Origin of the sequence: Bradyrhizobium sp. UNPA324, from assembly GCF_006658635.1 — a bacterium.
Lineage (GTDB): Bacteria > Pseudomonadota > Alphaproteobacteria > Rhizobiales > Xanthobacteraceae > Bradyrhizobium > Bradyrhizobium nanningense.
Window position 1 is genome coordinate 4,614,240 of sequence record NZ_LFJD01000004.1, and the last position, 16,895, is coordinate 4,631,134.

The 16,895-nt window shown below is 64.5% G+C and carries 17 protein-coding genes; 9 read left to right on the forward strand and 8 right to left on the reverse strand.

What is annotated here, in order from left to right:
* Positions 1-114 precede the first annotated feature (114 nt).
* Entirely contained in the window at positions 115-363 is a 249-nt protein-coding gene (locus UNPA324_RS22215; RefSeq protein ID WP_128917472.1) for a hypothetical protein, read from the reverse strand.
* A gap of 211 nt (positions 364-574) precedes the next feature.
* On the opposite strand from UNPA324_RS22215, the gene UNPA324_RS22220 reads away from it, so the two are divergent.
* Positions 575-1,033: a cupin domain-containing protein gene (locus tag UNPA324_RS22220; protein ID WP_141938974.1), complete on the forward strand. Its 459-nt coding sequence runs from the start codon at positions 575-577 to the stop codon at positions 1,031-1,033.
* A gap of 126 nt (positions 1,034-1,159) precedes the next feature.
* Here the strand turns inward: UNPA324_RS22220 and UNPA324_RS22225 are convergent, their stop codons facing one another.
* Positions 1,160-2,122: an alpha/beta hydrolase gene (locus tag UNPA324_RS22225; protein ID WP_128917471.1), complete on the reverse strand. Its 963-nt coding sequence runs from the start codon at positions 2,120-2,122 to the stop codon at positions 1,160-1,162.
* A 119-nt stretch (positions 2,123-2,241) separates the two neighbouring features.
* On the opposite strand from UNPA324_RS22225, the gene UNPA324_RS22230 reads away from it, so the two are divergent.
* The 3 genes from UNPA324_RS22230 (at position 2,242) to UNPA324_RS22240 (ending at position 5,533) form a co-directional block, all read left to right on the forward strand.
* Positions 2,242-2,919, forward strand: coding sequence for a nitroreductase (locus UNPA324_RS22230; protein ID WP_128917470.1), 678 nt, complete (start codon positions 2,242-2,244; stop codon positions 2,917-2,919).
* Positions 2,920-3,190: 271 nt separating this feature from the next.
* Entirely contained in the window at positions 3,191-5,206 is a 2,016-nt protein-coding gene (locus tag UNPA324_RS22235; RefSeq protein ID WP_141935943.1) for an FIST N-terminal domain-containing protein, read from the forward strand.
* Positions 5,207-5,329: 123 nt separating this feature from the next.
* The gene (locus UNPA324_RS22240) at positions 5,330-5,533 is read left to right on the forward strand and encodes a hypothetical protein (RefSeq protein WP_128917468.1); all 204 of its coding nucleotides are present in this window, start codon (positions 5,330-5,332) and stop codon (positions 5,531-5,533) included.
* A 27-nt stretch (positions 5,534-5,560) separates the two neighbouring features.
* Here the strand turns inward: UNPA324_RS22240 and UNPA324_RS22245 are convergent, their stop codons facing one another.
* Genes UNPA324_RS22245 through UNPA324_RS22255 form a run of 3 tightly spaced genes read right to left on the reverse strand, consistent with a single transcriptional unit; the run spans position 5,561 to position 8,171 of the window.
* A complete protein-coding gene (locus tag UNPA324_RS22245) occupies positions 5,561-6,682 on the reverse strand; it encodes an HD-GYP domain-containing protein (RefSeq protein WP_141935946.1) in 1,122 nt (373 codons plus the stop codon).
* Between the two features lie 50 nt (positions 6,683-6,732).
* Positions 6,733-7,062 (reverse strand): PilZ domain-containing protein, encoded by a 330-nt coding sequence (locus UNPA324_RS22250; protein WP_141935949.1) that lies wholly within the window; start codon positions 7,060-7,062, stop codon positions 6,733-6,735.
* Complete coding sequence (locus UNPA324_RS22255) at positions 7,059-8,171, reverse strand: DUF2336 domain-containing protein (RefSeq protein ID WP_141935952.1); 1,113 nt, start codon at positions 8,169-8,171, stop codon at positions 7,059-7,061. Before UNPA324_RS22255 ends, UNPA324_RS22250 begins: the two co-directional genes overlap by 4 nt.
* A 302-nt stretch (positions 8,172-8,473) precedes the next feature.
* Between UNPA324_RS22255 and UNPA324_RS22260 the strand changes: the two genes are divergently transcribed.
* On the forward strand, positions 8,474-9,421 hold the full coding sequence (locus UNPA324_RS22260; protein ID WP_141935955.1) for an AraC family transcriptional regulator: 948 nt from the start codon (positions 8,474-8,476) through the stop codon (positions 9,419-9,421).
* A 50-nt stretch (positions 9,422-9,471) separates the two neighbouring features.
* Entirely contained in the window at positions 9,472-10,062 is a 591-nt protein-coding gene (locus UNPA324_RS22265) for an NADPH-dependent FMN reductase (protein WP_141935958.1), read from the forward strand.
* Positions 10,063-10,104: 42 nt separating this feature from the next.
* On the opposite strand, the gene UNPA324_RS22270 is transcribed toward UNPA324_RS22265, so the two are convergent.
* Both UNPA324_RS22270 and UNPA324_RS22275 read right to left on the reverse strand, forming a co-directional pair.
* Positions 10,105-12,186 carry a methyl-accepting chemotaxis protein gene (locus UNPA324_RS22270; RefSeq protein ID WP_141935961.1) on the reverse strand — a complete coding sequence of 694 codons (2,082 nt, stop codon included), beginning with the start codon at positions 12,184-12,186 and terminating at the stop codon, positions 10,105-10,107.
* A gap of 89 nt (positions 12,187-12,275) precedes the next feature.
* On the reverse strand, positions 12,276-12,719 hold the full coding sequence (locus tag UNPA324_RS22275) for a DUF1810 domain-containing protein (protein WP_128917461.1): 444 nt from the start codon (positions 12,717-12,719) through the stop codon (positions 12,276-12,278).
* A gap of 203 nt (positions 12,720-12,922) precedes the next feature.
* Here UNPA324_RS22275 and UNPA324_RS22280 point away from each other — a divergent pair, with 203 nt between their 5' ends.
* From UNPA324_RS22280 to UNPA324_RS22290, 3 genes are all read left to right on the forward strand, one after another.
* On the forward strand, positions 12,923-13,891 hold the full coding sequence (locus tag UNPA324_RS22280; RefSeq protein WP_141938977.1) for a DUF2778 domain-containing protein: 969 nt from the start codon (positions 12,923-12,925) through the stop codon (positions 13,889-13,891).
* Positions 13,892-13,958: 67 nt separating this feature from the next.
* Positions 13,959-14,216, forward strand: coding sequence for a hypothetical protein (locus UNPA324_RS22285; protein WP_024338019.1), 258 nt, complete (start codon positions 13,959-13,961; stop codon positions 14,214-14,216).
* A gap of 113 nt (positions 14,217-14,329) precedes the next feature.
* Positions 14,330-15,421, forward strand: a complete 1,092-nt coding sequence (locus UNPA324_RS22290) for a TRAP transporter substrate-binding protein (protein ID WP_141935965.1) — start codon at positions 14,330-14,332, stop codon at positions 15,419-15,421.
* Positions 15,422-15,657: 236 nt separating this feature from the next.
* Here UNPA324_RS22290 and UNPA324_RS22295 read toward each other — a convergent pair whose 3' ends face one another.
* Positions 15,658-16,839: a GNAT family N-acetyltransferase gene (locus tag UNPA324_RS22295; protein ID WP_141935968.1), complete on the reverse strand. Its 1,182-nt coding sequence runs from the start codon at positions 16,837-16,839 to the stop codon at positions 15,658-15,660.
* Between the last annotated feature and the right edge of the window lie 56 nt (positions 16,840-16,895).

Genomic DNA, 16,895 nt, shown 5'->3' on the forward strand with positions numbered 1-16,895 from the left:
GCCATCCACGACTTATTTGCCGCACAAGGAGCGTGGATGCCCGGGACAAGCCCGGGCATGACGAGTTCGTGGAGCGATGGTTCGACAAAGAGGCAGCGAGATCGCGGCAGCGCCTTACGCGCTGACCTCGCACTTCTTCATAAAGCTGTTCTTGGCGGCGCCGGCGAGCGGCTTGCCGTCGGAGCCGACGGCCTTGGGCGCGCAGGCCTCCTGCTTGCACTTCTTCAGGAACGAACTCTTGGCGGCGCCGGCGAGCGCCTTGCCGTCCTTGCCGACCGCCTTGCTCTCGCATGTTTCTTGCGCGAGGGCCGAGCCCGCTGCAAAGGTGGCAACGATCGCAACCAGGAAAATCCGCTTCATCATGGGTGTCTCCGTCAGCCAGAAATGGCGAAGAGATTGGAGCCGGGAATCGTGGCGCAATCAAGCTTGATGACGGCCTGTCGTCCTGTCTGCCCGACGATTTTGGCGCGCGAGGTCGGGCCAGGCGGCGGCCTGCTGCACTGCTCGCTGACGGCGCTGGGCGATCCTGCTAGGCTTGGTCAGCTGAGCTGGATGGAGCATCGTGACGGACGCAATGATCCCCAAACACCAGGAAGCCGCCGATCAGCATTCCCACCTGGTTCGGCCTCAAGACATGGAATGGCAGAGAACCCGCTTTCCGGGATGCGAGGCCAAGACGCTGCTGTTCGATCGGCGCACGGGCCTGATGACCGCCTTGATGAGGTTTGCGCCGGGATCGGTGCTGCCTGACCACGAGCATGTCGGCATCGAGCAGAGCTGGGTGATCGAGGGCGCGCTCGTCGACAAGGAGGGACCTGCTCAGGGCATCGCCTGCAAGGCCGGTGAGTTCATCTGGCGCGAGGCGGGTAGCCGGCACGCCGCCTGGTGTCCGGACGGGGCCCTGATCCTGGCGATCTTCCAGGTGCCGAACAAGTTCTTCGAAGCCGACGGCCGCGTCGTCGATGCCGCCGGCCAGGATTGGGATGAAACCTGGGGGCACACCGCCGCGCAGAAGGCGCGGAGAATTGAGTGAGTCCCTGTAGCCCGGATGAAGCACAGCATAATCCCGGGCCCGGCCAACCGCATCGCTCGACCGCTCGCGTAGCGGGAATCCCGGATTGCGCTGCGCTTCCTCCGGGCTACGGACTTCGTGGCAAGCCTATGCGCCGCGCGTGAGCAGGGCCTTGAAGTCGGCCCGCGCGCGTTGCGCCTCGGCGCGCGCGACGTCCGAGGCGTCGCCCATGCCGAAATAGCCATGGATCAGGCCGGGGCCCTCATGGTGCTTGACCCGCACGCCGGCGGCCTCCAACGCGCGCGCATAGGCCGCGCCCTCGTCGCGGAGGGGATCGAACCAGGCGGTGGTCACGATCGCAGGCGCGACGCCGGCAAGGGATGCCGCGCGCAGCGGCGAGACGCGCCAATCGGCGGCGTGGCCGGGCTCGGCGAGATAATGGCCGCAAAACCATTCCATCGTGGCTCGGGTCAGGAAGTAACCCTCGGCATTCTCCGCACGCGAGGGATAGCGCGCGTTCTCGCGCGCATCGGCGTAGCCGCCGAGGACGTCGGTCACGGGATAGACCAGCAATTGCGCGGCGAGCTTGATGCCGGCATCCCGGCAGGCAATCGCGGTGGTCGCCGCGAGATTGCCGCCGGCACTGTCGCCGGCAACGCCGAGGCGTCTGACCTCGCCGCCAAATTCCGCGACGCGGTCAAACACGTCGCTCATTGCGGCGAAGGCATCCTCGAAGGCGCCGGGAAACCGCGTTTCCGGCGGGCGCCGATAGTCGATGGAGACGACGACGGCACCGGTCTCGATCGCAAGGTTGCGCGCCTGCCGGTCGTGGGTTTCGAGGTCGCCCGCAACCCAGCCGCCGCCGTGGAAGAACACCACTGTCGGCGCGGATGTGGTGCCAACCCGGTAGACGCGCGCAGCAAGCGGGCCGGCGCCGCCTTTCACCGTGATATCCCGCACGTGATCGACGGGCGGTGGCGGGATGGCGGCGCGCGAGGCAGCCAGTGCGCGCAAGGAATCGCGGGCGCTCTGTGGCGTCATGACCGTGGGATCGCGCATCGGCATGAGCGGAATGATCTGGGCGATGACGGGGTCGAGCGGCGCGGCCATGGCGAGTCCTCCAGGGTTCTTGGTCTTGCTTGCGGGTTAGCATAGATTTTGCGCGCCGCATCGGCAACCGGCCACGTGTCGTCACGCCGGGGGATGAACGGGTAGGGAGGTTCTCAGAGGTGGAATTCGAAACGCTGGTCCAGTCGCGCCGCAGCGTGCGTGGCTTCAAGACGGAGCCGGTGCCGCGCACTGTGATCGAGGCGATCATCGAGAGCGCCAAGCGCGCGCCGTCGTCGATGAACACTCAGCCGTGGCATGTCCACGTGCTCACAGGCAGCCCGCTCGAAGAGGTGCGCCGCCGCAACATGGAGGAGATGGTCGGCGGCGCCAAGGTCAAGCGCGACATCATCAGTCACGGCGAGTACCAGGGCGTGCACCGCTCGCGGCAGGTCGACATCGCCAAGAAGCTGTTCGGCGCGATGGGGATCGCGCGCGACGACAAGCCGATGCGGCAGGACTGGGTGCTGCGCGGCTTCCGTCAGTTCGACGCGCCGGTGTCGCTGGTCTTGACCTACGACCGCGTGCTCGATCCCGGTGCGGTCTGCCATTTCGATCTCGGCGCGCTCTGCTACGGCATCGTGCTCGCAGCTTGGGACCGCGGCCTCGGCTCCGTCATCAACGGGCAGGGCATCATGCGCTCCGACATCGTGCGCGAGGTGGCGAAGATTCCGGAGGACGAGGTCATCATGACTTGCGTCGCGCTGGGCTATCCGGACGACGGCTTTGCCGCAAACGCGGTGCGCTCGGATCGCGAGGCGAACGACGACTTCGTGCGCTTCATCGGCTTCGCCGATTGATGCACGCAAACATGCGCACATCGATCGAACTTGGCCTTTGAAGCGCGCTTCGGCATCGCCTTGAGTCCTTGCGGTGCACGAATTTGATTCAGATCAAACGTGCCGGCGCGATCGGTATCATGAGCCCGCGTTACCGGTGCGGTGCCGTAGTCCTACGGGGCCGATCCGTTGCGCAAACGCAACCGCGCGGCGCGCTTCATAACCGAATGGCAATTTCGAATCCGTAATTGATTCCTTTGAGACGCTGCTCGCGTCGAACAAGGATATTGCCATGCTCTCGTTCTTTTCCCAGGCAAGTCGTAAGCAAGTCGCGCTGTCGATCGTGCCGGCCGCTCCTGATGAAGCGCCGGCCTCCCGTGAGCCTTGCGCAATCCGGGTGCTCGAGAGCGACGACCGGCTGCAGAATATTTCCGAGAGCGACTTCGTTGTCGCGGGCACGCGCGCGCCGCTCGCCCTCGCGTTCATCTCACCGCACTGCGACTTCGCACGCGTGGTGTCGTCGTTGCAGAGGCTGGCGGGCTCGATGCCGGTGATCGCGATGTCGACCGCCGGCGAATTGTGCTCGGCGGGTCAGTCGCTCTACAAGGCGACGGGGGCGAACTGGTCCTCGGTCGTCGTGCAGATCTTCCCCGCTGACCTCTTTCAGTCGGTCAGCATCCACAGCGTTCGCCTCCACAACGAGGACATCCGCCAGGGCGCGCCGTCCAAGGCGCATGACGTGCGGATCGAGGCGATCGCCCGGGAGCTCGGAACGATCCGCATGCCCTTCGTGATCGACGTGCGCGACACCATCGCCTTCGCGCTCGTGGACGGCGTCTCCGCGTCGGAGAACTATTTCATGGAGGCGGTGTACAGGAGCGGCAAGTTTCCGTGCGCTTTCGTCGGAGGCTCCGCCGGCGGCAAGCTCGATTTCAAGAACACCTATCTCTACGACGGCAGGCAGATCCTCGAAAACCATGCCCTCATCGCCTTCATGAAGCTGGCGCCGGGCCGGGCCTACAGCATCTTCAAGACCCAGAACTTCAAGAAAACCGGCAAGTCCTTTGTCGTCATGGGGGCCGATCCGGATCGGCGCACCGCCTCGGGCGTCCTGGAGGGGAGCGAGATCAAGCCGTTCGCGTCTGTCGTGGCGAAGGCACTGAACACGGCGCCGGCGAAGCTGATGTCGATGATGACGAAGCATTCCTTCGGCGTCGAGGTCGGCGGCGACCTGTTCGTGCGCTCGGTCGCCGGCATCGATGCGGAGACCGGAATCATCTCGTTCTTCTGCGACGTCAATTCGGGCGACAGGCTCGAACTCTTGGAAGCGACCGATTTCGTCGACCAGACGCGGCGCGACCTCGCTGCCTTCCTGCGCGACAAGCCACCGGCGATCGGCGCGATCCTGAACGACTGCATCCTGCGCCGCCTCAACAACGAGAGCCAGCTCCGCAACATGAGCGGGATGTGGCCGATGCCGGTTGCGGGATTTTCGACCTTCGGCGAGCTGTTCGGAATCAACATCAACCAGACGCTGACGGCGATCGTGTTCTTCGACGTCACGGAAAAGTCGTTGAGCGATCCGTTCATCGACCTGTTCCCGATCCACTATGCGCATTTCGTCGAGTATTTCACGCGGACCCATCTCAACCGCATGGTCCTCTTGAACCGGATCAAGGACGGCATCGTCCAGCGTCTGATGGAGTATCTGAGCGCCAGTGCCACGCTGAGCGGCAAAGTGGAGGGCGCGCTGCAGCAGACGGCATCGATCAACGCGATCGTGGAGGAGATCCGTTCGGTCATCATGGCGAGCGCGCAATCCGCGGCGAAGGCGACCGACACCACGGCACTGTCGCAGGAGTTCGCCGGCCTCACTCAGGCCATGAACGGGCTGCGCGACATCCTCAAGATCATCGACACGATCGCGGGCCAGACCAACCTGCTCGCGCTCAACGCGACGATCGAGTCGGCCCGCGCCGGCGAGGCGGGGCGCGGCTTTTCCGTGGTTGCGACCGAGGTGAAGAAGCTCGCGCAGGACACCAAGAGCAGCCTCACGCACACCCATGCGTCGATCGGAGGCATGGAAACCTCGCTCGCGTCGCTGGGAGCCAATATCGACAACACCCGGAGTCAGCTGATCCAGACCCAGGAAGGTTACAACAGCATCGTGACCCAGATCGAGGACATGTTCAAGAATCTTCAGATGATCAACACGGTGCTGTCGGATCTCGAAAGCTTCGTGCGCGACCGCAACGGGGCATTGACGAGCGCGATGCACGACATCGAGACGTTGAAACGGATCGGCTAGGACGCAGAGTCCGCCCCGCCGCAGATTTTGGTGACGACCATTCACTTGGCTCTTGCAATCTCGTCGCGCTAGCAGGAACAATACGCCTCGTGAGAGGTTTGTTGCTGGCGCGAGGGAATTGACATGCGGCGGCTGGCTAGCCTGGTTCGGCGGTTCTTCGGCCCGCGAATGCGGCGCCCGATCGATGGGGATCCAAATCTTCCTTTCACACCCGAAGAGTTCGGCCGGCTGATTAGCAGCGGCCGGCGCGAGGACATGAAGCTGCTGGCCGATGGGCTGGCCTGCCGGTCCATCCCGCGCCGCGCCAGCTACCGCGCGACGCATTAGGCCGCGTTCGAGGCTGCTCCCCCGAGCTCACCGCGTGAGCGCGACCTGCTTGAACGAGCGGACCAGCGCCTTCTCGAGCTTGCCTGTCATCCCGCACAGAACGTCGTAGGCCTCCGCGCGAGGCATGGTCGGCTTGTAATGCCGGTGCTCGATCAGCGCTGCGAAGATGTCCGAGATGGTGAGAATCCGCACGATGTCGCCAATGCTCTCGCCGCAGAGCGCATCGGGATAGCCACTCCCGTCGAGGTATTCGTGATGGTGGCGAACGGCATCGAGGATCTCCGGCGAGATCCCGTCATGATCCTTGAGGAACGCGTAGCCGGCGGTGGGATGCGTCTCGATCAGCGCGCGTTCCGCGGCATCGAGGCGGCCCGCCTTGTCGAGGATGGCGAGCGGAATCTGCGCCTTGCCGATGTCGTGGAACATGGCCGCGGTGTAGAGACGTTCCAGGTCGGCCCTGCCGACGCCGAGGCTCAGTCCGAAGTCGATGGTAACGCCGGTGACGAGCAGGCAATGCTGATAGGTTCCTTCGTGATGGCGCCGCACAGTCATGAGCCACTCCGTCAGGCCATGCCGGGTAATGCGATCGGCGATCTGGCGACCGGCCTCCTTGGTGCCGTCGATGTCGAGCGGTTGACCCAGGGTGACAGCCGTGAACATCGATGCGGTCGCGGTCGCCGCGGTCTCGACGGCGTTGTCGGATTGCAGCGTATCGCCTGACGAAGCGGACGGCCGGTCGGCCGGATCGGCCAGTGCCGCCAGCAGCTTGGTCCGGCCGACCGTGCTGGGAAGGACCAGCGTCGCCCCGAGTGCATAGGCCTGCGAAATGCAGACGTGGGAGGTGTGCTCGAGCAGGAAGATGCGCTTCCTGACCTTCGCCAGCTTGCCCGCCCGCCGCTTGATGGCGGCGATATTGTCGACGTCGCGCAGCTCCGCGCGGATGACGATGGCGGCCGGTGTCTGCGACAGCCTGGAATCGGCATCGAGCCGCTCGCCCGCAATGGTGAATCTCTCCTGGAGGATCGAGCAGATGCCTGAGAGCTTGTCGGACGTGTCGGCCAGCACATGCAGGAAGGGGCGGGCCGTTGCTGTCCTTGGGATGCCGACCTCACCATTGACGGAGCCGGATGTGGTTCGCGCGTGTTGCACGGTCTCACCTGGATTGCCACTGTGACGATGTCAGGGGCGGACTGTTGACGCTATTTGGTCTGAGCTGCGTTTTGCGCAGGCGCAGCTGAGCTTGCAGGTTTCTTCCTGCCGTCAGCGGTAATGAAATGGATGCCAGCCGTTGTGCCGTCGATCCAGACCAATTCGCAACGCCGGTAGGCGAGGCCGGTCGACGACAGCAGCATGAAGAACTCCTTGGCCTGGAGCACGTCCAGCGTGCCCTCGACCTCGACCTTCGCGCCCGTCTGCGATACGTCGAGCAGGACGCAGCTGCGCCGCCAGGTGCCGTCCGAACCCATGAGATTGACCGACTGCCTGTGGTCCATTTTCACGCGAACGGCTTTGCGACCGTCGAACTTCATCGGCTAACCCCCATCTTTTTTGCGCCGCGATGTCCCCGACTGCTCTCCTTGGCGTTTGCGGCAATTTCTCCCCAACGCACCGTCCACTGACTGGTCGACAGAAGCAGCGTCTCGAAAATGTGCTGCGCGCGTTCGCGCTCGGCGAACGAAAGCCTTGTGCCGCGGCGGTTGCTCAGGATGGCGAGCGTGGTCTGCCAGTTCAGCCGCGAGGCGCGGCAGGCCATGACGAGACCCTCGCAATCCTCGTCGGTCATGACATGCTCGACGATTTCGATGGGAGCCCCTGACAGCACCGACAGCGCCGTGACGAGGTTGGCGGTCTCGCCGCGAATGGCGAAGCGGTTCACCGTGGAATCGTTGAGCTTGCCGATGCGGTTGAGCGCGACGATCTCCGGCCGCGCGCTTGCGTAGGCGGCGGCGTAAGGCAGCTTGGCGGCGATTGGCGCGGCCGTTGCGGTTTGATGCGAGACGGTGGCCTCCGACCCCGGGCCGGATTTCGGCGCTGGCGAGGCCGACAGCAACTTCCGCATGATCGTATCGGGCGTGTCCGGCCTGAGCGCCAATGCCTTCGTCAGTTCGTCATCCGACAGGCACTTCTCAATCAGCGCAGCGTAAGCGGCATCAGAGAACCTTGCCTCCGTGTTGCCGATCAGCGCAAGACAAACGCTACGAGCGCCACCCTTGATTAGCGTCTCGATCACCAGTGAATCGATCGGCTCGCGGCCTGCGATCGCACATTGCTGCCGTTCGCCGCTCGCGACCGCGATCGATTTGAGATCGGCCGCGGACAGTGACTGCGATCGGAGCAAGACAGGGCAGGCGACTTCCGGATCGTGGTGCGAGGCGAGACGTTGCACAGTCTTCGGCGGAGCCGCTTTGAGCTCTGCGAGCGCCGTGCTGACGTTGACCAGCGTGCTGGCGTCAACCCGCTCGATCAAACGCAGCAGGACGCCGTCGGCCACGCCTGCGAGCAATTCCTGAGATCGGTCGCGGCTGCCGGTGAGCAGTTGCAATATGCCGGAGATGATGCGAGCGCACCGGTCCAGCGGACATGTCGCAACCGCGTTCTCCAACTCGACCAGACTATCAGCAGGCGAATTTGCCATCATGGCAGGAGCCTGAAATTAAATGAAACAAATCCACAATCAAACAGCGATTATTCCGCCGCAGAGACGTTAATTTGATTTTAAATATCGAGGGCGGCAGGTATTGTCGCACCGCGCCGATTGCGGGAAACGCTATCGAAATTCGGCGAGACAGGGTTGTCCCGGATTGTTCTTTCAATCAGACGGTTTCAATTGTCAGAATACGTTAGGGATTGATTCTTTCGGGTCAACGAAGAAACCGGAGGAGGCGAGTCCGGAACCGCGGCCGGACACACGTGTAACTCGACGCGGCGTTTCCTATTTCCATGAACAGCATTGATGATGTGCCGAGGTCGGCACTCAAGACATTTCGCTTTTCAGACGTCGACGAATTTCGAAATGCTATACGCGGGCTGAATTTCGAATTCACGCCTTTCGTACGGAAGATTTCGGCCGAGCAGACGATCCTGTCGTTGCCCGGTTGCGATGTGAATTTGACGCACGCCTTTCCCCGAGTGGTTGATGCACAACTCGTTGAGAATTGCACTGCGATCGGCTTCACCATGGACGATCTCAACGTGCCAATTCGTTTCAACGGCTCGCAACGTGCGCGACCCGTCGTGGTCATTGGCAACGGCGGCGCGGCCTACACCACCATCGAGGAGGTGCAGCGGCAAATCGCCTCAGTTATTTTCAGGCCGGAGGTGAAGGATCGTGGCTGGCCGCTCACGCTCTCGAGCTTCAAGATCTTTGAGGTTTCCGCGGCCGGCTTGCAGCGGCTGCGCAGCGTGGTTCGCGGGGTGTTGGCCGAGGCGTCCCGGCCGGTCCCGGCACCGGAGCTCTTGTCGAAGGGCGCTGCGATGAAGGAGTCCCTGCTCGGAGCCGTCGACGAGGCCTTTGAATCGATCGTTCCGGCCCGCTGGACCCTGGGCCCCAACGACGCACGGAATTTCAGGATATTCCAGGACATCCGCGCGCTGCTGTCCGACGACCTGTCGCAGCCGATTTATAGCGACGAGATTGCGCGCAAGCTCGGGCTGTCCGTTCGCACCATGCACGACGTCGTCCGCCGCTATCGCGGCATGAGCCTGCACCGCTACTTGCGTCTGCGCCGGCTGTGGCTGGTGCGCCGGCGCCTTCTTGCCGGGGCCGATAGCGTCAAGGCGGTCGCGCTGGCGTATGGCTTCTGGCATCTCAGCGATTTCTCCAGAAGCTACCGCGACCAGTTCGGCGAGGCGCCGTCGCAAACGCTGGACCGCGGTCGCGGACGGTAATGCGACAAATCGAGTAGGGTCGCTTGCCGGTTTCGTGTTACCGTCCGACCATGAGCAACCGCATTCTCGTCCTCTACGGTTCCTACCGGTCCGACCGCATGGGCATCCGCCTTGCGAATTTCGTCATCAATCGTCTGCGTAGCCGCGGCGAGGACGTCGAATTCATCGACGCCAAGGCGATCGGCCTGCCGATGCTCGACCGCATGTACAAGGAATATCCGCCAGGCTCGGCGCCCGAGCCGCTGGAAAGGCTGGCCGGGCAGATTCGCGGCGCCGACGGCTTCGTGTTCGTCACCGGCGAATACAATTGGGGCATCCAGCCCGGCCTGAAGAATCTCACCGACCACTTCCTCGAAGAATGGTTCTGGCGCCCGGCCGCGATCGTGAGCTATTCGGCCGGCCGCCTGTCCGGCGCGCGCGCCGCAACCGCCTGGCACGGCACGCTGTCGGAGATGGGCATGGTGGTGGTGTCGAGCACCATCGGCGTCGGCCCGATCGCGCAGACCTTGTCGGCCGAGGGTGAGCCGATCGGCGAGGGCGGCAAGGTATTGGAGCGCGCGTTCCCGCGCTTTGCCGACGATCTCGCCTGGTGGATGGAGGCCGCCAAAGCGCAGCGGGCACGCAAGGCGCCGCCTTATTAAGCCTTAAGCCGGGCTACGGGACCGTCTTTGAGACAACGGATCTCAAGCCGCCCTGACCTCGCCGAGGAAGCGGTCGAACTGTCCGGCGAGATCGCGTGACTGGGTCGAGAGCTGTTCGGCGGCGACCAGCACTTCCCGCGCGGCAGCGCCGCTGTCGTCGGCGGCACGCTGCACGCCGGAGATGTTGGTGTTGACCTCCTGGGTGCCGCGGGCGGCCTCCTGGACGCTGCGGGCGATCTCCTTGGTGGCCGAGCCCTGTTCCTCGATCGCCGCGGCAATCGCGGTGCCGATCTGGTCGATCTCGCCGATGACGTCGGCGACGTTGCGGATCGCGGCCACGGTCTCGTCGCTCGCGGCCTGGATCGCCGTGATCTGCTCGGAAATTTCGGTCGTCGCCTTGGCGGTCTGACCCGCCAGCGACTTCACCTCGGAGGCGACCACGGCAAAGCCGCGGCCGGCATCGCCGGCGCGGGCGGCCTCGATCGTGGCGTTGAGAGCGAGAAGATTGGTCTGCTCGGCGATGCTCTGGATCAGCGTGACGACGTCGCCGATCTTCTGGGCGCCCTCGGCGAGCGTGCGTGCGGTGTCGCCGGTGCGACGGGCGTTGTCGACGGCGCGGGCGGCGATCTCGGTGCTTTGTGCGACCTGACGGCCGATCTCGGAGATCGAGGAGGTCAGCTCCTCGGTGGCGCTGGCGACGGTCTGCACATTGGTCGAGGTCTGCTCGGAGGCGGCGGCGACGATGGCGGCCTGGCTGTTGGTCTGGGCCGCCGTCGAGGTCATCGACTGCGCGGTGCTTTCCATGGTCGAGGAGGCCCGGGACAGGCCGCCGACCAGCTCGGTGACCTTGGCCTCGAATGCACGGGTGAGCTCGTCGAGCGCCTGCGCGCGGCGCATCTTGCCGTCGTTCTCGGCCTGCTTCTCGGCCGCGAGCCGGTCGGCCCGGATCATGTTGTCCTTGAAGACCTGGACGGCCGCAGCCATCGCCCCGATCTCGTCGGAGCGCTCGGCGCCGGGGATGCTGTCCGCAACCTCGCCCTCGGCAAGTCGCGACATCCGGCTCGTCAGGTTGACGATCGGAGCGCAGACGCGGCGGCGGACCATCACGATGAGGCCGATGCTGGCGATCAACACGGCGGCAAGGCCTGCAAGCGCGATGGTGAAGCTGGTGCGCGCGGCGGAGGAAGCGCCGGCAAGGATCTGCTCGGCATTGTCGTAGAATGCGTCGCGGACCTCGATGATGGTGCCGAGGCCGCGCTGCGTGGCGGCGTAATAGGTCTCCATGTCGTGTTCGTACTTGCCGCTGACCGCCCCGTCCTTGACCAGCTTGAGCTCGCGGCCGAACTCCTCGACGTAAATCGCATTGAACTTCTCGAGCGCGGCGGCGACGTTCGCCGGCGTCGTCGGATTGCCGCGCAGTTCCTGCAGCGCCATCACGAGCTGGTCGTTGCGGCCCTGCGAGCGGGCGATGTCGGCCTTCTCGGCGTCGGTCGCCGGTTTCTTGCCGCCGACGAGATTCTTGTGCAGGCTGGAGTTGAAGCCGCCGACGTCGCGCAGCGTCATCGCGATGTTGGCGTAGCTGGCCTGGCGATAGGCGTCGCCGTTGAGGATCGCCATGCGGCGGACCTGCTCGTTGAGCAGCGCGGTCACGCTGCCGTTGAGCACCGCGTTATCGGCGACGATCTTCTTGGCGGCGTCCTTGCGCGTCTCCGCCGGTCCGGTGAGCGCCTTGTCGATGGCCTCGCGCAGCGCGCTGAATTTCGCATTGATGCCGTCGATATTGCTGCCGATGGTCACGCCGTCGTCGAACGAGCCGGGCAGCTCCTTGCGCACCGCATTCATCTTGTCGCGGGCGCCGTTGGTCTGTTTGCGCAGCTTGTCCTGTTCAGTGAGCAGCGCCGGGTCGATGCTGGCGGGCCCATAGAGGATGTTGGTCGAAAAGCCGCGCTCGGGATTGAGGTAGCGCGGGATGTCGCTGACGGTGCGGACGATCGCCAGCCGCCCCTGGGCCTCGGTGATCCGCTCCATCGTCTGGTATTTCGTCACGGCGACGTAGACGGCGAGGCCGCCGCCCACGGTCGAGAGCGAGACGATGGCGGTGGTCAGGAGCGTACCGATTTTCATGATCTGTCCGGCAAATAACGGAGAATTATTTTGCTCGGACGATAGTTTGTGCGTGTTAATCCGGGGTTTACGCTACCGATCCCGCCAACTCAGCCGGAGGCCTGCCGATCCAGCTTCGACAGGATCTCCAGCGTCGCCGCGTCGTGCTCGCCTGCGAAATAGCGGGCGAGCGCCTCGCCGAAAATGGCCTGATCGGACACTGCACCGAACAGCGTCATCGACGAGCGGAATTTGGTGTCATCCGGCGCGCCGAGGATCGCGTTGATGCTGCGTCCCTGGACGGCGAGCACGAGCCCGGTGCATTCGATCAGGCGCGCTCCGAGCACGGGATGGGCGAGATAGGCCTTCGCCTCGGCACGCGAGCCGATGGCGTAGCGCTGCGACATGGCGCTGAAGCCGAGACCGGTGATTTGCGGAAAGACGAACCACATCCAGTGAGTCTGCTTCCGGCCACGGGCCAGCTCACCCTCGACGGCGCGAAAAACCGGATTCTGGGCCTTGACGAAGCGCTCTAGATCGAAAGGATCGGTCATTGGATACCCTGGGATGCCCTTTCGGGCCCTTGCCGGCCGCGATTATGCCTAACTTTTGGCTCCCAATGTGGTAGCTGGTATAGAGTCTCCGGGCGGGGGTTGGGCCCCCCCGGGGTCGATTTGGGGATCTGATGGTTTCCGACCGCGCACGCGCCGAGAGGCTGTTGTTGCCGCGCCGCCGTATTGGGCGGGCCGAGCGCGTTCTGCTGTCTCTGGCGGCCGTCGCGCTGGCGCTGGGCGCCGCCGCCTGGGTCGCGGACATCGGAGCTTCGAACCTGAGCGATTCGAGCGCGCTGGTCTCCGCCGCGTTGCCGCCGGCCAATACCCCTTCTTTTGAGGACCGCTTCGCTTCGGCGTCCGGCAATCCGCCGGCCCGCGACCTCGGCCTGCGGACGCTGGAGCGTTCTGCCCTGAACGCGGTCCAGCTCAAGCTCCGCGACGCCAAGGCGATGCTGGCGCAGAAGCTCCAGGGCGATGATTGGCGTTCGCCCCTGACCGACGACGACCGGTCCGTGACCGAGGAGGCGAGGCCTTCGCAGCGCGCCGACGCCGTCCCGATGCCGCGCTCGCGCCCGGTTCAGGCGGATCTCTCCGCCCAGATTGCCTCGAGCCAGGCCTATGCCGACACCAGCAATCCCAGGGTCGACAACCGCAACTTCTTCGAAAAGTTCACCGACAAGATCAGGCTGGCGTCGCTGACGCCCGGCGACGGCCTGTTCGGCAAGGCACCGGATCTCGCCGCCCTCGGCTACGATTCGCGCACCGCGGTCTATGACATCAAGGCCAAGGCGCTTTACCTGCCGAGCGGCGTGGCCCTGGAAGCCCATTCGGGCATGGGCGCGCTGATGGACGACCCCGATCATGTCGATCAGCGCATGGTGGGAGCGACCCCGCCCGCGATCTACGATTTGAAGCCGCGCGAGAAGCTGTTCCACGGCATCCGCGCGCTGCGCTTGACGCCGACCGAAGGCACCAGCGCGCTCGGCCGCGTCGGCCTTCTCACCCATAGCTTCATGCTCGGACCGCGCGGCGATTCCAACGGCTGCGTCTCGATCAAGGACTATGATCGTTTCCTCAAGGCTTACGACAATGGCGAGTTCAACCGCCTGGTCGTGGTGCCGAGCCTGAGCGGATCAGCGACCGCCTCGCAGCGCGCGAGCACCGACTCCTGATATTTGCCTGCTACGGCGGGGCTGCCGTTTCCCCTTCGTTAAGCCGTCATCGTCCAGAAGCAGCCCCATGAGTGATCCATCAAGTTCAGAGACCCCGCTGCGTACGACGTTCAAGATCAAGCTGAACGGTGACACGCTGGCGATCGCGACTGTCGGCCAGGCCTATCAATTCCTCACCAACTTCAAGTCGGTCGAGTGGATGGAATTCCGCTCCCTGCACGAGGACGCCGTCGCGGCCCTGGAAGGCGCGGCCGGTAACGCGATGCTGGCGGTGCAGGCCACCAACGCCGTGCGCGCGCTGTTCGTCAGCGCGAAGCTGCTCTGACGGCCTACAGGCCTTCTCCGCGCATCTTGAACTCCGCTACAGGAACGGGCAAACGGTGCGCGAAGATCGTCGCCGCAAGTCCATATGCTTGAAACTTATTAGGAGAGCCCATCATGAAACGCCGTACATTCCTTACGGGCGGTGCCGTCGCCGGCGCGACGACGCTGGTTGCTGCACCTGCGATCGCGCAGAGCGCGCCCGAGATCAAATGGCGCTTGACCTCGAGCTTTCCGAAGTCGCTCGACACCATCTACGGCACGGCGCAGACCTTCGCGAAATATGTTGCGGAGGCCACCGACAACAAATTCCAGATCCAGACCTTTGGCGCTGGCGAGATCGTTCCGGGCTTGCAGGCGCTCGACGCCGTCAGCACCGGCTCGGTGGAGATGGCGCAGACCCCCCTCTATTTCTACATCGGCAAGGAGCCGGCGCTGGCCTATGCCACCGGCGCGCCCTTCGGCATGAACCATCGCCATCAGGAATCGTGGTGGCACTTCGGCGGCGGCGCCGACCTCGCCAACGAGGCGCTCAAGCCTTTCAAGGCGCATGCGATCCTCTGCGGCAATTCCGGCACCCAGATGGGCGGCTGGTTCCGCAAGGAGATCAAGACCGTCGACGACCTCAAGGGCCTCAAATTCCGCATCGCCGGCATGGGCGGCCACGTGCTGGCAAGGCTCGGCGTCGTCCCGCAGCAGATCGCGGGCGGCGACATCTATCCGGCGCTGGAGAAGGGCACGATCGACGCGGTCGAGTTCGTCGGTCCCTATGACGACGAGAAGCTCGGCTTCCAGAAGGTCGCCAAGTACTATTACTTCCCCGGCTGGTGGGAAGGCGGCGCCATGCTGCACATGATCGTCAACGACGAGAAATGGGCCTCGCTCCCCAAGCAGTATCAGGCGATCGTCAACCAGGCGGGCGCGGCGGCCGGCGCCTGGATGCTCGAGAAATACGACAGCGTGAATCCGGCGGCGCTGAAGCGGCTGATCGCCAACGGCGCGGAGCTGAAGGCGTTCCCGCAACCGGTGCTGGAGGCCTGCTACAACGCGACCCAGGACCATCTGAACGAGCTCGCCGCCAAGAGCGAGCTGTTCAAGCGGACCAAGGAGAGCCACGACGCGTATATGAAGGAGCTGCTGTTCTATACGCAGATCGCCGAAAACTTCTACGACAACTACCTGCTCAGCAAGATGCGCAACAAGAGCTGAGCGGGAGGGCGCGGTGACAACGCCGCGCCCCGCTCTCGTAGGGTGGGCAAAGGCGCATTTGCGCCGTGCCCACGTTCTTTCGCTTCATTGGCAATGGTGGGCACGCGTCGCTTTGCCCAGCCTGCGATATCCGTGTTGGCGGAGAGAATTCCTCATCCGGCGCTTTCGCGCCACCTTTTCCCGCATCCGCCTTCGCCAAGGCTTCGGCGGACAGGAGGGGAGAAGGGAAGAGAGAGCTACCCGAACGCCTGCCGCAGCCGGCGTGCCAGATCGAACAGCATCTGGTTCTGTTTCACCAGCCGCTTGCCGCGGCTCAGCGATGACATCGCCATCGCCGCGAGTTTTCCGCGCGAGGTCAGCGGGACAAAACTGTCGAAGATCTCTTCGTCGTCCTTGCAGAACATCCGCTTGTACTCGTCCGAGCCGATGCCGAGATCGAGCGAGCGGTAGCCGCGCTCGCCGTAGCGATCGATGATGTAGCGCATCAGGATCAGGCCGGGGCTGTAGCGGGCGTGCTCGGACATCGTGTAGGTGTTGAACATCATCGAGAAGCGCTGGCCGTCGGCGACCCCGGCGTAGATCGCGATGACCTCGTCGTCGCATTCGAGCGCATGGATGTCGATGACGCGGCCTTCGCCGCGCGGCGCAAGGCAGGCGCTGCGGACGAACTGTTCGACGCCGGGCTCGGCGAAGACGTTCGGGAGCTTCTGCTCCGCCATCCGCGCCGGCTTGACGCGGAAGAACCAGTCGAGCAGGCGGGTGATGTCGGCGTCGGTGGTGGCGAGGTGGTAGCGATAGCCGGCGAGCGGCTGGAGCTTCTTTTCCTTGCTCTTGAGACGGCGGCGAAGGGAATTGCTGATCCGCGATGCCGGCGGCCCGCCCGGCTCCATCACCAGCTGCGGGCAGCCGTTGATCGCGCTCTGCCGCGGCAGCAGCGCAAACGGGTTCTGCTGGTCGTGCCAGCGCAGCGGCTGCTGCGTCAGCGCGAGCACGTCGGCATGCTCGCGCAGCGGCGCCAGCAGCGCCTCGAGATCGGCGATGGCGGTCTGCGCAGCGCACGCGACGTTCCACAGGCCCATGTTGAAGGTCGTATGCTTGCCGCCCATGAAGCACGCCGTGCGCACGCCGTGGCTTTGGCGCAGCGAGAGCGGCAGCAACAGCAGCGGCCTGTGATCGGCGTCGCGGCCGATCACGATGAAGGGGCGGGCGCCCTCGCGCTCGCCGACCAGGCGCTGCCAGGGGCTCAGCAGATCAAACCGCTGATAGGGTGTGAAGAGGTGGCCGGGCTCCTCGAAGGCGCGCCAGACCGCCTCGGCGGCGTCGAGATCGGTGACGATGTCGACCTGCGCGATACGGCTCGCTTTCGACCGCGCTGGCGCTTCTGCCGTCCGGCTTTGCATCGCCGCAGCCATGGTCATTCGCGAAACCTGTCGAGAAATCAGAAATAGACGTCAATCGGCCTGTGGCCGACCTT

Bases quoted from the DNA above. Each gene is read 5' to 3' on its own strand.
- UNPA324_RS22215 (WP_128917472.1), bottom strand. From the start codon at position 363: ATGATGAAGCGGATTTTCCTGGTTGCGATCGTTGCCACCTTTGCAGCG.
- UNPA324_RS22220 (WP_141938974.1), top strand. From the start codon at position 575: ATGATCCCCAAACACCAGGAAGCCGCCGATCAGCATTCCCACCTGGTT.
- UNPA324_RS22225 (WP_128917471.1), bottom strand. From the start codon at position 2,122: ATGGCCGCGCCGCTCGACCCCGTCATCGCCCAGATCATTCCGCTCATG.
- UNPA324_RS22235 (WP_141935943.1), top strand. From the start codon at position 3,191: ATGCTCTCGTTCTTTTCCCAGGCAAGTCGTAAGCAAGTCGCGCTGTCG.
- UNPA324_RS22240 (WP_128917468.1), top strand. From the start codon at position 5,330: ATGCGGCGGCTGGCTAGCCTGGTTCGGCGGTTCTTCGGCCCGCGAATG.
- UNPA324_RS22250 (WP_141935949.1), bottom strand. From the start codon at position 7,062: ATGAAGTTCGACGGTCGCAAAGCCGTTCGCGTGAAAATGGACCACAGG.
- UNPA324_RS22255 (WP_141935952.1), bottom strand. From the start codon at position 8,171: ATGATGGCAAATTCGCCTGCTGATAGTCTGGTCGAGTTGGAGAACGCG.
- UNPA324_RS22260 (WP_141935955.1), top strand. From the start codon at position 8,474: ATGAACAGCATTGATGATGTGCCGAGGTCGGCACTCAAGACATTTCGC.
- UNPA324_RS22265 (WP_141935958.1), top strand. From the start codon at position 9,472: ATGAGCAACCGCATTCTCGTCCTCTACGGTTCCTACCGGTCCGACCGC.
- UNPA324_RS22270 (WP_141935961.1), bottom strand. From the start codon at position 12,186: ATGAAAATCGGTACGCTCCTGACCACCGCCATCGTCTCGCTCTCGACC.
- UNPA324_RS22275 (WP_128917461.1), bottom strand. From the start codon at position 12,719: ATGACCGATCCTTTCGATCTAGAGCGCTTCGTCAAGGCCCAGAATCCG.
- UNPA324_RS22285 (WP_024338019.1), top strand. From the start codon at position 13,959: ATGAGTGATCCATCAAGTTCAGAGACCCCGCTGCGTACGACGTTCAAG.
- UNPA324_RS22290 (WP_141935965.1), top strand. From the start codon at position 14,330: ATGAAACGCCGTACATTCCTTACGGGCGGTGCCGTCGCCGGCGCGACG.
- UNPA324_RS22295 (WP_141935968.1), bottom strand. From the start codon at position 16,839: ATGACCATGGCTGCGGCGATGCAAAGCCGGACGGCAGAAGCGCCAGCG.